Source organism: Klebsiella sp. SWET4 (genome assembly GCF_024296565.1).
Taxonomy (GTDB): domain Bacteria; phylum Pseudomonadota; class Gammaproteobacteria; order Enterobacterales; family Enterobacteriaceae; genus Klebsiella; species Klebsiella variicola.
The window spans coordinates 82,627-96,597 of sequence record NZ_JANCOB010000012.1 but is presented as its reverse complement, the minus strand read 5'-3'; the positions used below and the strand labels follow the sequence as shown (position 1 = coordinate 96,597).

General features: G+C 55.7%; 12 protein-coding genes and 1 pseudogene. 9 read left to right on the top strand and 4 right to left on the bottom strand.

Annotation, left to right across the window (positions count from 1 at the left end; translation table 11 throughout):
• Positions 1 to 41 precede the first annotated feature (41 nt).
• The 7 genes from NKJ21_RS22675 to NKJ21_RS22645 all read left to right on the top strand — a co-directional run bounded on the left by NKJ21_RS22675 (position 42) and on the right by NKJ21_RS22645 (position 7,191).
• Complete coding sequence (locus NKJ21_RS22675; RefSeq protein WP_012969152.1) at positions 42 to 449, top strand: CidA/LrgA family protein; 408 nt, start codon at positions 42 to 44, stop codon at positions 447 to 449.
• Entirely contained in the window at positions 446 to 1,135 is a 690-nt protein-coding gene (locus NKJ21_RS22670) for an LrgB family protein (RefSeq protein ID WP_012969151.1), read from the top strand. Before NKJ21_RS22675 ends, NKJ21_RS22670 begins: the two co-directional genes overlap by 4 nt.
• Before the next feature lie 510 nt (positions 1,136 to 1,645).
• A complete protein-coding gene (locus tag NKJ21_RS22665) occupies positions 1,646 to 2,203 on the top strand; it encodes a fimbrial protein (RefSeq protein WP_074442684.1) in 558 nt (185 codons plus the stop codon).
• 60 nt (positions 2,204 to 2,263) lie between these two features.
• On the top strand, positions 2,264 to 2,953 hold the full coding sequence (locus NKJ21_RS22660; RefSeq protein ID WP_039102727.1) for a fimbrial assembly chaperone: 690 nt from the start codon (positions 2,264 to 2,266) through the stop codon (positions 2,951 to 2,953).
• Positions 2,907 to 5,486, top strand: a complete 2,580-nt coding sequence (locus tag NKJ21_RS22655) for a fimbria/pilus outer membrane usher protein (protein WP_072125550.1) — start codon at positions 2,907 to 2,909, stop codon at positions 5,484 to 5,486. Before NKJ21_RS22660 ends, NKJ21_RS22655 begins: the two co-directional genes overlap by 47 nt.
• A gap of 36 nt (positions 5,487 to 5,522) precedes the next feature.
• Positions 5,523 to 6,074 carry a fimbrial protein gene (locus tag NKJ21_RS22650; protein WP_032701148.1) on the top strand — a complete coding sequence of 184 codons (552 nt, stop codon included), beginning with the start codon at positions 5,523 to 5,525 and terminating at the stop codon, positions 6,072 to 6,074.
• 19 nt (positions 6,075 to 6,093) lie between these two features.
• Positions 6,094 to 7,191: a type 1 fimbrial protein gene (locus NKJ21_RS22645; RefSeq protein WP_038422004.1), complete on the top strand. Its 1,098-nt coding sequence runs from the start codon at positions 6,094 to 6,096 to the stop codon at positions 7,189 to 7,191.
• 55 nt (positions 7,192 to 7,246) lie between these two features.
• Here NKJ21_RS22645 and actP read toward each other — a convergent pair whose 3' ends face one another.
• The 3 genes from actP to acs form a co-directional block, all read right to left on the bottom strand.
• Entirely contained in the window at positions 7,247 to 8,899 is a 1,653-nt protein-coding gene (actP, locus tag NKJ21_RS22640) for a cation/acetate symporter ActP (protein ID WP_024623073.1), read from the bottom strand.
• Positions 8,899 to 9,210 (bottom strand): DUF485 domain-containing protein, encoded by a 312-nt coding sequence (locus NKJ21_RS22635; RefSeq protein WP_004177812.1) that lies wholly within the window; start codon positions 9,208 to 9,210, stop codon positions 8,899 to 8,901. Before NKJ21_RS22635 ends, actP begins: the two co-directional genes overlap by 1 nt.
• 183 nt (positions 9,211 to 9,393) lie before the next feature.
• The gene (gene acs / locus NKJ21_RS22630; protein ID WP_008807262.1) at positions 9,394 to 11,352 is read right to left on the bottom strand and encodes an acetate--CoA ligase; all 1,959 of its coding nucleotides are present in this window, start codon (positions 11,350 to 11,352) and stop codon (positions 9,394 to 9,396) included.
• Between the two features lie 100 nt (positions 11,353 to 11,452).
• Between acs and NKJ21_RS22625 the strand changes: the two are divergent.
• Positions 11,453 to 11,653 (top strand): annotated as a pseudogene (locus NKJ21_RS22625) (hypothetical protein).
• A 111-nt stretch (positions 11,654 to 11,764) separates the two neighbouring features.
• Positions 11,765 to 13,078: a glutamate/aspartate:proton symporter GltP gene (gene gltP / locus NKJ21_RS22620; RefSeq protein WP_012543161.1), complete on the top strand. Its 1,314-nt coding sequence runs from the start codon at positions 11,765 to 11,767 to the stop codon at positions 13,076 to 13,078.
• Between the two features lie 34 nt (positions 13,079 to 13,112).
• Here the strand turns inward: gltP and NKJ21_RS22615 are convergent, their stop codons facing one another.
• Positions 13,113 to 13,799, bottom strand: a complete 687-nt coding sequence (locus tag NKJ21_RS22615) for a tetratricopeptide repeat protein (protein WP_008807260.1) — start codon at positions 13,797 to 13,799, stop codon at positions 13,113 to 13,115.
• Positions 13,800 to 13,971: the final 172 nt, after the last annotated feature.

Here is a 13,971-nt window from a genome sequence, read left to right as displayed (position 1 = left end):
TATACTGCACCCCTGACTTCTTTTTTTCAGGAATATCGCTCATGGCCTTCGCGCCAGCTCGCGTAGCCCCCGCCGTGGCGCAGCGTCTTCAAATCCCGCTGCAGGTGCTTCTTTATGTCGGGTTATTTATTTTTGCGCAATATCTGGTGAACAGGTGGCAGGTACCCCTGCCGGCTAACCTGGTCGGCATGGTGATGCTCCTGCTGCTGATCGTCTGCCGGGTGATCCCCTTGAACTGGGTTCGCGCCGGCGCCCGCTGGCTGCTGGCGGAGATGCTGCTGTTTTTCGTCCCGGCGGTGGTCGCGGTGGTCAATTATACCCAGCTGCTGATGGTTGATGGCTGGCGGATTTTCCTGGTGATTGCCTTAAGCACGCTGATGGTGCTGGGCGCGACGGCCTGGGTCGTCGACAGGGTTTACCGTTACGAAGTGAGCCGGCTAAAAAAATGAATGATGTCATGCTGAGCGTCCTGTGTCTGGTGGCGACGCTGGGTCTCTATTACGCCAATAAAAAACTGTATCGCCGTTTTCATAAACTGCCGCTGATGCCGCTGGTGTTCACGCCGATCCTGCTGGTGCTGATCCTGGTGCTGGGCCATATCTCTTATCAGAGCTATATGGGAGAGACCCACTGGCTGCTGTGGCTGCTGGGCCCCGCCACCATCGCCTTTGCCGTCCCGGTCTATGAAAATGTCGCGGTGATCAAACGCCACTGGATGTCGCTCAGCGCCGGGGTGGTAACGGCGGTGGTGGTGGCGGTGACCAGCTCCGTATGGCTGGCGCGCGGATTGATGTTGTCTGATGAAATCCAGCGCAGCCTGGCGGTGCGCTCGGTGACCACGCCCTTTGCGCTGGCGGCGGCGAAACCGCTCGGTGGTCAGCCCGATCTGGTGGCGCTGTTTGTGGTGATCACCGGCGTCTTTGGCATGGCGGTGGGGGATATGCTGTTTTTACGCCTGGCTATCCGGGAAGGGATGGCGAAAGGAGCCGGGTTCGGCGCGGCTTCCCATGGTGCCGGGACGGCGCGCTCCTATGAGCTGGGCCAGCAGGAGGGCGTGGTGGCCAGCCTGGTGATGATGCTGTCTGGCGTAGTGGTGGTGCTGGCGGCGCCGTTAGTGCGCTGGCTGCTGTTTTAGCGTTCTCGTGTAATCGGTTGTTATGAAATATTGAGGGGCGGAATAGTTGTGAACTATTTTCGCCCCTTTTTGTTTATGCCGGTTATTGGTCATCAGAAAAGATTAAGGCAATTCTTATTACCATCCTCTCTTTGTAACTAAATATTTCATAATCAATAGTGATCTAATTATATTGCGAATGATGTATAGGCTTTTTATTATCTCTAAGAATTTTATAAGTTTGTATCGCTATGATTTCAAAGGAACTTCATCTTATTTTTCTCATTTTTTAAGGCGATTTGTTTAAAAATCAATTTTTACATTAATAATTGAGATTTTACCCTCTGTTCGTTATTCTTTTTACGCGGGCTTGTATTATTGAATGGATTCAAATGCTGGTCGTTTATTTATGTATAATATTAATTATCATAAATCATATGTCACGTAAATGTATATGTGACGCCGCGCGGATGCAAATTCATTCTCTAATATATCTGCATAAAACAATTGACGGACTGATTGTCGTTTATAATGGATATGGGAATAAATATGAAGATGAGTAAAAAAATTCTGGCGGGTGCCCTGATTTTCTCTGCCTGCAGCGTGCTGTCTACCGTTGCTCAGGCCGATAACACCATTACTTTTAATGGTGTTGTTTCCGATACGACCTGTACGGCGACTATTGACGGAGGCGTAACGGCTATTGATATGGGCACCACCTCAGTGGCGGATCTGAAAGCGTATACCTTCGGCGCTGCCAAGAACTTCTCCTTTAGCTTAGCCGATTGCCCGACCGCGGAAGACGGTGGCAACAGCATCGCTCGCGTCACTTTTGGCGGTGTTTCCGATACCGCGAACAGCGATTATTTTAAAAACCAGGCGACTGATGAGCCGGCAACCGGTGTTGCTGTGGCCCTTTTCGACGAAGCGGGTAAGGTAATGAAGAATAATGAAGAGGGTTCGGATGTCGATATTTCTTCCGGTGCCGCAACCATTCCATTCACCGTTAAAATGGTGAAGTCGGGTGATACCGATCCGACGAAAGGTACCGTTCAGACAACTGTGACTTATAACGTGACTTATTATTAATTCGGCGTTTTGTTGAATGGAGAAAGGGGAATCGTCTGCTATTCCCCTTTAATTAAACGTATGAGATATCCTTTTTTTGTGGTCGGTTTTTTGCTGTCTTCCTCTATTGCGCAAGCCAGCGTGGTCGTGGGCGGCACGCGTCTGGTGTTTGATGGTGTGAAAAACAACGCCGTCATCACGGTTGAGAATAAAGATCAGAGCAGCAATATCGTCCAGTCCTGGCTCTCGGTGGTGGATGCCGCGTCGCCAGCCAAAGACGCGTTTATTATTACGCCGCCGCTGTTCCGTCTCAAAGCCGGAGAGAAAGGATTCGTGCGCGTTGTCCGCTCAGGAAAAAAATTACCCGACGATCGCGAGTCGATGTTTTGGCTCAATATCAAAGGGATCCCGGCAACGGAATATGTCCCGGATAAAAATGTGGTGCAGTTTGCCATCAACTCGAAAATAAAATTGATTTATCGACCTGCCGCGTTAAAAGGCAATACACCGGAATCGTATGCCGAAAAATTACAGTGGGGAAAAGCGGGGGACTCGGTGACGGTAAAAAATAACTCACCGCTGTATATGAATTTTTCCCAGGTTAGCCTTAACGGAAAAAATATTTCTGGCGCATGGTTTGCTGCCCCATTTTCTACTTTAAAAATACCCGTGCAGAGTACCCTGTCCGCGACAGGGAAAAAAGAGATCACATGGAGCGTGATTAATGATTATGGTATGTCAGGGAAGAAATATACCGCTATCATTCAGTAGCGTTGAGCTACTGTTTTCAACCAAAAGTATCTGCGTCGCTATTGTTTTGTGCCTGAGTACCTTGTCTTCTCGCGCTGAGGCCGGTGAATATTTCAACCCGAATTTACTCGAAGTCGCCGAGGAGCCTGCGGCTTCGGTGGATCTGTCCTATTTTTCGCAAGATGGTGTACCGCCGGGCACTTATCACCTGGATGTTTACATCAATGATAAATACGTCAGTTCAGAATCGCTGACCTTTCAGGAAATTGGCCATGACGCAGGCGCGACCGCTTCTCCCTGTCTTTCCGCGGAGTATCTGAATTCGTGGTTGATTAATACCACCGCCTATCCCCAGCTGTTCGCGGCAGGGGAAACCTGCGCCCGGCTGTCGGCGATCCCCGGGATGACATTTTCGGTGTCTCTTGCCCAACAGCGAATCGATTTTACCGTGCCGCAGGCCGCGATGCTGAATCGCCCAAGAGACTATATACCGGAGAGCCAGTGGCAGCAGGGGATCAACGCCGGTCTTCTCAACTATAGTGTCACCGGGCAGCGCAATGCGCCGCGGCATAATGGCGCGACCGTTGACAGCCAGTTTGTTAGCCTGCAGCCTGGGGTGAATCTGGGGCCATGGCGTCTGCGCAACTACAGCACCTATAGCCACAGCGACAACAGCAGCCGCTGGGAGTCGGTTTACTCGTACCTTGCCCGCGATATTCATACCCTGCGCAGTCAGCTGGTGGTCGGTAATACCTATACCTCTTCCGGCATCTTCGACAGTGTGAGCTTTACCGGCCTGCAGCTCAGTTCGGACAAAGAGATGCTGCCGGATAGCCTGCATGGTTTTGCGCCGACGATTCGAGGGATCGCGCGCACCACCGCGGAGGTCTCGGTTTATCAGAATGGTTACAGCATTTATAAAACCACCGTCGCTCCCGGCGCCTTTGAGATTAACGATCTGTATGCCACCGGCAGCGCCGGCGATCTGTACGTCACCGTTAAAGAGTCTGACGGCAGCGAGCAAAACTTTGTGGTGCCTTTTGCCTCGCTGGCGGTCCTGCAGCGCGAGGGCCAACTGGACTATGCGCTGAGCAGCGGCAGGACGCGCTCAGGCAGCTCCGACGATAAAGAATACAACTTTATTCAGTCTTCCCTGGCCTATGGCGCCACCAGTAACTTTACTCTCTATACCGGCTTTCAGCAGGCGGAAGATAAATACACCAACCTGCTGTTAGGCGCTGGCTTTAACCTTGGCACCATCGGCGCGCTGTCGTTTGACGGCTCTCAGTCGTGGGCCGACGTGAAAACCAGCGATACGGCCTCGTCAACCCGCAAAGAACAGGGGCAATCGTATCGCGTCCGCTTCAGCAAAAGCTTTCTGCAGACGGGCACCAGCTTTTCCGTGGCCGGCTATCGCTACTCCACCGCGGGATACTATTCGTTTCAGGATTTTGTCGATAACGCCTCCACGCAGCGCGACTGCTGTACGCAGAGCGGCAGAACGAAAGGCCGGTTTGACGCTTCGCTGTCGCAGACGCTGTTCGGCTATGGTTCGCTCTCGCTTTCGCTGGTCAATGAAACCTATTGGGACAGCTCGCGCATGGAGTCGGTAGGCGTGGGCTATAGCGGGTCGATTGGCAGGGCCTCCTACTTTATTAACTATTCCTATAACCGCAATGTGCAAAGCACCGATGACAGCGGCAATAACCGGCCGGCCAGCGATACCATCGTCTCCCTGACGCTAAGCATCCCGCTTGGCGAGACGCTCTCGGCGAATTACACCTTGAACCATGGTCGGCATAACGACACCACGCACAGCGTGGGGCTCAATGGCTCGGCGTTCGAGGATCGTTCTCTCAACTGGAGCCTCCAGGAGGGTTACAACACCCAGGATAAGAGCACCTCCGGCAACCTCAGCGTCAATTATCAGGGCTCAAAAGGCGATGTCGCCGGCGGCTATGGCTACGACCACTACAGCAATCACTACAATTATTCGCTGCGCGGCGGCATGGTTGCCCACGCGGGCGGGCTCACGCTGTCGCGCTTTCTGGGTGAGAGTGCTGCGCTGGTCGAAACGCCCGGCGTCAGCGATGTGCGGGTGCAGGGCCAGACCAACGTGACGACGGATGCCGCCGGGTATGCCGTCGTACCGTATGTTCGCCCTTACCATCGCAACAGCCTGGCGCTGGATGAACAGCAGATGGCTGGCGCCGAGGTGGATAACGTCGCCAGAACGGTGGTCCCAACGCGCAATGCAATCGTCAAAGTGCAGTATGACACCCGAATTGGCTATAAGGCGATGCTCACCCTGCGTACTCGCAACGGTGTGGTGCCTTTCGGCGCGCTGGTGACACTTGATAATGATCGCGCCAGCGCGGCGCGCAGCAATATTGTCGGCGATGAGGGGCAGGTGTATCTCACGGGGCTGCAGAAAAAAGGCCAGCTGTTAGCGCGCTGGGGGGAGAAAAGCAGTGAGCAGTGCACCGTTCATTACGACTTCTCCAGCATGGCTCTTGGCGACGATATTCTGTTCTATCAGGCCGAATGCCGGTAATGGATGCAGGTTTTCAACATGGAAGAAGGGGCTGATATGAATATGCGAGACGGCAGCACAAGGGGCATCCTGGTGGCCAGCCTTTTGCTGCTCTCCCTTCCGGCGCTGGCTTATGAAGGCAGCAGCACGGTCAATTTTAACGTCACGGGCACCATCGAAGCGCCTTCCTGCGAGGTGGCCGTGGAACCGTCGAACAGTATCGATTTAGGCACCGTCTCCTCGCAGACGTTCTCCGGAAATGCCGGGTCGAGCGGCGCCAGCGTGCCGGTTAAGCTGGTCTTTTCCAGTTGTTCCGCCGATGCGTCGGCGGTAACCATCGCATTTAGCGGAGCAAAATTCGATAACACTTACACCTCGGTTTATAAAAACTTCCGCACAGGCAGCGACGGGGCCAGCGGCGTCGGTATGCAACTTCTCACTCTTGCCGATCAGCAGCCCCTCGGGCCTGGCGACCAGTATCTTTATACATTTGGTGGCCGTGCCGACGTCCATATCTTCAATATGGTAGCACGCATGTTTTCGCCCTATGGCCAGGTAAGGCCGGGGATTGTCGGCTTTACCGCCACGTTCGATGTGGCTTACAAATAACGTTTCGACAGGGATGGGTATGAAAAAACTGATCTTCTTGTTCATGCTGGTACTGTGTCCCCTCTATAGCTGGGCGGCCTGCACGGGAACCAACTATGGCGATGTCTCGATGACTAACTTGCCGGAAAAGATTCTGGTCAACGCCGGGAGCTACACCGCGGGCACCGTGCTGTATGACTCGGGGAAAATTACCCGCGCGCAAACGGAGCTGATTAACTGCGAGGGAAGCACCTACGCGGTGTTTGCCTGGTCCTCGAACAATGCCGGGTCGCTGATAGGGGATAATATCTATGCCACCTCGGTGCAGGGGATTGGCCTCCGCGTCAAGGTGTGGCTCAATATCAGCGGTGAATATGACGGTGATACCGATGATTTCAGCCCCGACTCGCAGGTGCATTATATCGGCGATGTGAATTACTATCTCGGTAAGCCCACCGGCCTGTTTGATTATTATGCCTCGACCCATTACACCCCGGCATATCAGCTGCAGCTGGTGGCCACCGGCGGCGCTATCGCCAGCAACAGTCAATTATCGTTCAGCGATCCGGTGGCTACGGTTTCGGCGAAGGATAGTAAGGCGACGCTCTCCATTTCCCGGCTGCACATCAGCGGCACCACCAGCATCCAGATGATCCCGATGGGGTGTATTGTCGGTAGCAATAATCTCAGTTTTGCCATGGGCAGCATCAATGCCAGCGAGTTCAACACCGCGACGAAGGTGGGGAACGCGCGGCAGTCCCTGACCCTTGCCTGCGAGCCGGGAACCAACGTTTCGATGCGTGTGGCGGCGGCGCAAGCGAGTGGGGATAACCCTGGCAACACGGTGATAGCCTTAACGGCAGAGGAGAATGTTGCCACCGGGGTGGGAGTTCAGTTGAATATGGATGGCGAAGCGCTGCCGTTAAATACCGATATCAGCCTCTATACTTCGAGCCGCACGACGGTGACCAACAGCGGCGCGGACGCCAGCTATAGCTATTTCACCAACCCCGACAGCCCAGGCGGGGCCGCGGCCATGCAGACGCTTGCCTTATCCACTAACTATTACAAGACGGGGAGCGCGGTGACCGCGGGTTCGGCAAACGCCACCGGGGTGATCACCTTAACCTATAACTAAGAGGTCGGGGGGGGAACCCCTTCTCCGGACGGCGCCGGGGAAGGGGAGAGAACGATTAATGCGCCTGGCCGCGTTCGATACCGATCCCGGTTTGTGAACGGATAAACTGGGCGCGGAACTGCTCGCGCTCGCGCATCCCTTCCGGTGAGTTATCGGTGGCGGAGAAGACCCAGATACCGATGAACGCGATGGCGATGGAGAACAGCGCCGGATATTCATACGGGAACAGCGCTTTCTCATGGCCGAGGATCTGCACCCAAATGGTCGGGCCGAGGATCATCAGAATGACCGCAGTCAGCAGGCCCAGCCAGCCGCCGACCATCGCGCCGCGGGTGGTCAGCTTCGACCAGTACATCGACAGCAGAATAATCGGGAAGTTACAGCTGGCGGCAATGGAGAAGGCCAGGCCGACCATGAAAGCGATGTTCTGATTTTCAAACAGAATACCCAGCAGAATGGCCACCACCCCGAGGATCAGCACGGTGATCTTGGAGACCTTCAGCTCCTGACGCTCGGTCGCGCCCTTGCGGAAGACGTTGGCGTACAGGTCGTGCGACACCGCTGAGGCGCCGGCGAGCGTCAGGCCAGCCACCACCGCCAGGATAGTGGCGAAAGCGACCGCGGAGATAAAGCCGAGGAACAAATTGCCCCCCACCGCATCCGCCAGATGCACCGCCGCCATGTTATTGCCGCCGATAAGCTGTCCGGCCGCGTCTTTAAACGCCGGGTTCGCGCCGACCAGCATGATGGCGCCGAAGCCGATAATAAAGGTCAGGATATAGAAATAGCCCATAAAACCGGTGGCGTAGAAGACGCTTTTACGCGCTTCTTTGGCATCGCTCACGGTAAAGAAGCGCATCAGAATATGCGGCAGGCCGGCGGTACCGAACATCAGACCCAGACCCAGAGAGAGCGCTGATATCGGATCTTTCACCAGTCCGCCGGGACTCATAATCGCCGCCCCTTTCGGATGGACGGCCATCGCCTCGGTAAACAGGTTATTGAAGCTGAAGCCGACGTGCTTCATGACCATAAAGGCCATAAAGCTGGCGCCGCACAGCAGCAGAACCGCTTTAATAATCTGCACCCAGGTGGTTGCCAGCATGCCGCCGAACAGGACATAGAGCACCATCAGTACGCCAACCAGCACCACGGCGACATGGTAATTGAGGCCGAACAGCAGCTGGATCAGCTTGCCGGCGCCCACCATCTGCGCGATCAGATACAGCGCCACCACCACCAGCGATCCGCAGGCGGAGAGGGTGCGGATCGGCCCCTGCTTCAGGCGGTATGAAGCGACGTCAGCAAAGGTATAGCGGCCAAGGTTGCGCAGTCGTTCGGCAATCAGAAACAGGATAATCGGCCAGCCGACGAGAAAGCCCAGCGAGTAGATCAGGCCGTCGTAGCCTGAGGTATACACCAGCGCGGAAATACCGAGGAACGACGCTGCCGACATAAAGTCGCCGGCAATCGCCAGCCCGTTCTGGAAGCCAGTAATATTGCCGCCGGCGGTATAATAATCGCTGCGCGAACGTACCCGTTTTGAGGCCCAGTAGGTGATGTAAAGCGTCAGGGCGACGAAAATCAGGAACATGACAATCGCCTGCCAGTTGGTCGGCTGGCGCTGTACCGCGCCGGTAATGGCGTCTGCCGCGTGAGCGCCGAGGGGCAGCAGCGTGGCGGCGAGCGCCGTCAGGACTCTCTTGATCATGCTTTTACCTCGTTGAGAACGCTCTTGGTCAAACGGTCGAATTCACCATTGGCCCGCCAGACATAAATACCGGTCAGGATAAACGAAATGACGATCACGCCAATGCCGAGCGGGATCCCGCGGGTGACGCTGGTACCGGCGTGCAGCGGAGTGCCGAGCCAGCCGGGCGCGAAGGCGATAAGCAAAATAAAGCCCACGTAGATCACTAACATAATCACTGACAGAATGGCGGCAAACCGTTGCCGTGATGCAACTAACTCCCTGAAATGCGCACTATTTTCTATCCGCTGACAAAGTTGTTCATTCATCTTAGCGTCTCCAGAGGTCTCCCTTTCGTCATCCACTCAGCGGACGCTGGCGACAGCAACCCCTCCGGCGATGGCGCCGGGATACGGTTTGCTGACGGCGTTCCTGCGAGTGGAATCCTGGGGGAGGGACTTATTTTTATCCTCTCCCCGGCGGGGGAGAGGGTGTAGGGAATCGGTCCTTGCTTACGATGGCATCGTTATGGCCTGCTTCTCTTCGAGCAGTTTTTCCACGACGCCAGGATCGGCGAGCGTCGAGGTATCGCCGAGGTTGCTGGTGTCGCCCGCGGCAATCTTACGCAGAATGCGACGCATGATTTTGCCCGAGCGGGTTTTCGGTAGCGAATCGGTCCAGTGCAGCACATCCGGCGTCGCCAGCGGGCCGATCTCTTTGCGCACCCAGTTACGCACTTCGGCATACAGCTCCGGCGTTGGTTCTTCGCCGTGATTGAGCGTCACGTAGGCGTAGATGGCCTGGCCTTTGATGTTGTGCGGGATCCCCACCACCGCCGCTTCAGCGATTTTCGGGTGCGACACCAGCGCGGATTCAATTTCCGCGGTACCCAGACGGTGGCCGGAGACGTTCAGCACGTCATCCACGCGGCCAGTGATCCAGTAGTAACCATCTTCATCGCGACGCGCGCCATCGCCGCTAAAGTACATATTTTTGAAGGTGGAGAAGTAGGTTTGCTCAAAGCGCTCATGGTCACCGAACAGGGTACGCGCCTGGCCGGGCCAGGAGTCGGCGATGGCAAGATTGCCCTCGGTGGCGCCATCCAGCGGCAGGCCTTCGTTATCCACCAGCACCGGCTGGACGCCGAAGAACGGACGCGTCGCGGAGCCGGCCTTCAGCTCGATTGCGCCCGGCAGCGGGGTGATCATAAAGCCGCCGGTTTCGGTCTGCCACCAGGTGTCCATCACCGGGCACTTCTCGTTACCGATCTTCTTCCAGTACCACTCCCAGGCTTCCGGGTTAATCGGTTCGCCGACCGAGCCGAGAATGCGCAGCGAGGAACGGTCTGTGCCTTCGATAGCTTTGTCGCCTTCCGCCATCAGGGCGCGGATAGCCGTCGGGGCGGTATAGAGAATGCTGACCTTATGCTTATCGACGACCTGGCACATACGCGCCGGGGTTGGCCAGTTCGGTACCCCTTCGAACATCAGGGTGGTGGCGCCGCAGGCCAGCGGACCATACAGCAGATAGCTGTGGCCGGTGACCCAGCCCACATCGGCGGTGCACCAGTAAATATCGCCCGGATGGTAGTCGAAAACGTATTTAAAGGTGGTGGCCGCGTAGACCAGATAGCCGCCGGTGGTGTGCAGCACCCCTTTCGGTTTGCCGGTGGAGCCGGAGGTATAGAGGATGAACAGCGGATCTTCGGCGTTCATCTCGACGGGCCGGTGCTCGGCGCTGGCATTGGCCATCAGGTCGCTCCACCACAGGTCGCGGCCTTCCTGCCAGTCGATTTTGCCGCCGGTACGTTTCAGGACCACGACATGCTCAATACTGTTGACGTTCGGGTTTTTCAGCGCGTCATCAACGTTTTTCTTCAGCGGGATGGCGCGACCAGCGCGCAGCCCTTCGTCAGCGGTGATCACCAGGCGCGAGCTGGAGTCGATAATGCGTCCGGCCACCGCCTCCGGCGAGAAGCCGCCGAAAATCACTGAGTGGATAGCGCCGATGCGGGCGCAGGCCAGCATCGCCACCGCGGCTTCCGGCACCATCGGCATATAAATGGCGACCACATCGCCTTTTTTAATCCCAAGGTCGAGCAGCACATTGGCGAAGCGGCACACGTCCGCATGCAGTTCACGGTAGGTGATGTGCTTGCTCTGGCTGGCGTCGTCGCCTTCCCAGATGATGGCGGTTTGATCGCCGCGCTCGGCGAGATGGCGGTCGAGGCAGTTGGCGGCGAGGTTCAGGGTGCCATCTTCATACCATTTGATGGAAATATTACCCGGCGCGAAAGAGGTGTTCTTCACGCGGGTATAGGGGCGTATCCAGTCAAGGATCTTGCCCTGCTCGCCCCAAAATGTATCAGGGTCGGTTATGGATTGTTGGTACTGCGCCTTGTACTGTTCCGGGTTAATCAGGCAACGTTCCGCGATATTAGCGGGAATAGGGTGTTTGTGTATTTGGCTCATGGCTTTTTTTCTCCTTTGAACTTGTTAAATATATGTCAAACAAACGTTAAGAGTAGGGGTTTTGACAGCTTTGTTTGTTAATTGGGGGGCAGATCACGCAATGATTCAACTGAGTGAAATTTCATCAAATGAAACTTTGAAGTGAAATAATTACGTAAATGAATTTATAGAAACGGAAGGTGTGAAATATTTTTTATTACAAATACTTATGCATTGTAACTGGGGAAAATTCGTGACTTTATGCAGAAAACCAGAAGAAAGCCCTATTCTTAAAGGCTTGCGCAGCATGCCGTGCAAATGATACTGATATTGCGCGTTAAATAACCCCACAAAGCAACGCAACACAATTCATACCCCCTGCAGTGGGTACCATGACGAAAAGGAATGGTGCCTTTCATTGAGGAAGTCAGTAGTGAAGAAAACGAAAAAAGTCAGTCTGGCCTGGCAAATCTTGCTAGCCCTGGTGCTGGGTATCCTTCTGGGCAGTTATCTGCATTACCACGCCGAAAGTCGCGATTGGTTGATTAGCAATTTGCTGACGCCGGCGGGCGATATCTTTATCCATCTGATTAAAATGATCGTGGTCCCGATTGTCATTTCGACCCTGGTGGTCGGGATTGCCGGCGTGGGCGATGCCAAGCAGTTAGGCCGGATCGGCGCCAAAACCATTATCTATTTCGAAGTGATCACCACGGTGGCGATCGTGCTGGGTATCACCCTGGCCAACGTCTTTCAGCCGGGGACCGGCATTGATATGTCACAGCTGGCGGCGGTTGATATTTCGAAATATCAGAGCACGACTGCCGAGGTGCAAAGCCATGCGCATGGCCTGATGGGCACTATCCTGTCGCTGGTCCCGACCAACATCGTGGCGTCGATGGCGAAAGGCGATATGCTGCCGATTATCTTCTTCTCGGTGCTGTTTGGTTTGGGGCTCTCCTCGCTGCCGGCGACCCACCGTGAGCCGTTGGTGACGGTTTTCCGCTCCATCTCCGAAACCATGTTTAAAGTCACCCACATGGTGATGCGCTATGCGCCGATCGGGGTGTTCGCTCTGATTTCGGTGACCGTCGCCACCTTTGGTTTCGCCTCGCTGTGGCCGCTGGCCAAGCTGGTACTGCTGGTTTACTTCGCGATCCTGTTCTTCGCGCTGGTGGTGCTGGGGATTGTCGCGCGTCTGTGTGGCCTGAGCATCTGGATCCTGATCCGTATCCTGAAAGATGAGCTGATTCTGGCCTACTCCACCGCCAGCTCGGAGAGCGTGCTGCCGCGCATTATCGAGAAGATGGAAGCCTATGGCGCGCCGGCGTCGATCACCAGCTTTGTGGTGCCGACCGGTTATTCCTTTAACCTCGATGGCTCAACGCTGTATCAGAGCATCGCGGCGATCTTTATCGCCCAGCTGTACGGTATCGACCTCTCTATCTGGCAGGAGATCACCCTGGTGCTGACCTTAATGGTGACCTCGAAAGGGATCGCTGGCGTGCCGGGCGTCTCCTTCGTGGTGCTGCTGGCAACCCTGGGTAGCGTGGGGATCCCGCTGGAAGGCCTCGCCTTTATCGCCGGTGTCGACCGTATTCTCGACATGGCGCGTACCGCGCTGAACGTGGTGGGCAATGCGCTGGCGGTGCTGGTTATCGCCAAATGGGAGCATAAGTTCGACCGCAAAAAAGCGCTGGCGTATGAACGCGAAGTGCTGGGCAAGTTTGATAAAACCGCCCAATAAAACACAAAGCCCGGCGCGAACGCCGGGCTTTTTCTTATCCTTTACTGATCCGGTCAAACTCTTCGCAGCCGGTATCAAACCCCTCCAGGCAGCTGACGTTAAGCCAGTGCAGCGCCTTCTGCTTATTCGGTTCGATAAAGCCTTTCTCTCCCTGCTGGAACATCATCCCGGCCCAGTATTCGGCATAGCCGGTCCGTGAGAGCGCCGAGCTGCCTTTGAAGTATTCGCTCGCTTTCACATCATCTTCCGGGCCGTGCACGCCGCTGGCGTAGATCAGCCCCAGTAGCATCTGGGCGTCCACCGCTGCATCGCTTTCGCTATCCCGGGCGGCATCCTGCAGCAGCGTGATGGCGTGCGCCACATCGGTGGGGCCAGCCTGACGGTTCACCAGCACCCGCGCCAGAACGATCTCCCCGGATTTACTGCCGACCTTGACGGCTTTTTCCGCCAGCTGGCGGGCCTGCGGATAGTCCGCCTGCTGAGGGTTGCGAATTTTGAGCTGCGCCAGCAGCGCCAGTGCATCGCCATCGCCCTGGGCGGCGGCCTTCTGCGCCCAGTATTCGGCTTTCTCATAATCGCCGGAGCTGACCCAGGTATCGGCAAGGTAATATTGCGCGCGTCGATCGCCGGCTTCCGCCTGCTGTTGATACTGGCTGCCCGGTTCGGTGGCGACCGCTGCGCCGCTGGTGAAAACCAGTAGAAACAAAAAGAGGTATTTCATTTGTATTTATTATCAGCAAGGAACATAGCGCGCAGTATAAAGGGAGGCGAAAAAGAAGAAAATGGCGGGAATTAGCGGGGTAAATACCCGGAGAAGGCGCAACGCGCCGCCTCCGGAGAAAATCCCCGGTGGCGCTAACGCTTACCGGGGCTACAGCGTTGTGCGATTTGGT

Coding starts and splice junctions, on each gene's coding strand:
- NKJ21_RS22675 (WP_012969152.1), top strand. CDS start 42: ATGGCCTTCGCGCCAGCTCGCGTAGCCCCCGCCGTGGCGCAGCGTCTT.
- NKJ21_RS22670 (WP_012969151.1), top strand. CDS start 446: ATGAATGATGTCATGCTGAGCGTCCTGTGTCTGGTGGCGACGCTGGGT.
- NKJ21_RS22665 (WP_074442684.1), top strand. CDS start 1,646: ATGGATATGGGAATAAATATGAAGATGAGTAAAAAAATTCTGGCGGGT.
- NKJ21_RS22660 (WP_039102727.1), top strand. CDS start 2,264: ATGAGATATCCTTTTTTTGTGGTCGGTTTTTTGCTGTCTTCCTCTATT.
- NKJ21_RS22655 (WP_072125550.1), top strand. CDS start 2,907: ATGATTATGGTATGTCAGGGAAGAAATATACCGCTATCATTCAGTAGC.
- NKJ21_RS22650 (WP_032701148.1), top strand. CDS start 5,523: ATGAATATGCGAGACGGCAGCACAAGGGGCATCCTGGTGGCCAGCCTT.
- NKJ21_RS22645 (WP_038422004.1), top strand. CDS start 6,094: ATGAAAAAACTGATCTTCTTGTTCATGCTGGTACTGTGTCCCCTCTAT.
- NKJ21_RS22635 (WP_004177812.1), bottom strand. CDS start 9,210: ATGAATGAACAACTTTGTCAGCGGATAGAAAATAGTGCGCATTTCAGG.
- acs (WP_008807262.1), bottom strand. CDS start 11,352: ATGAGCCAAATACACAAACACCCTATTCCCGCTAATATCGCGGAACGT.
- NKJ21_RS22615 (WP_008807260.1), bottom strand. CDS start 13,799: ATGAAATACCTCTTTTTGTTTCTACTGGTTTTCACCAGCGGCGCAGCG.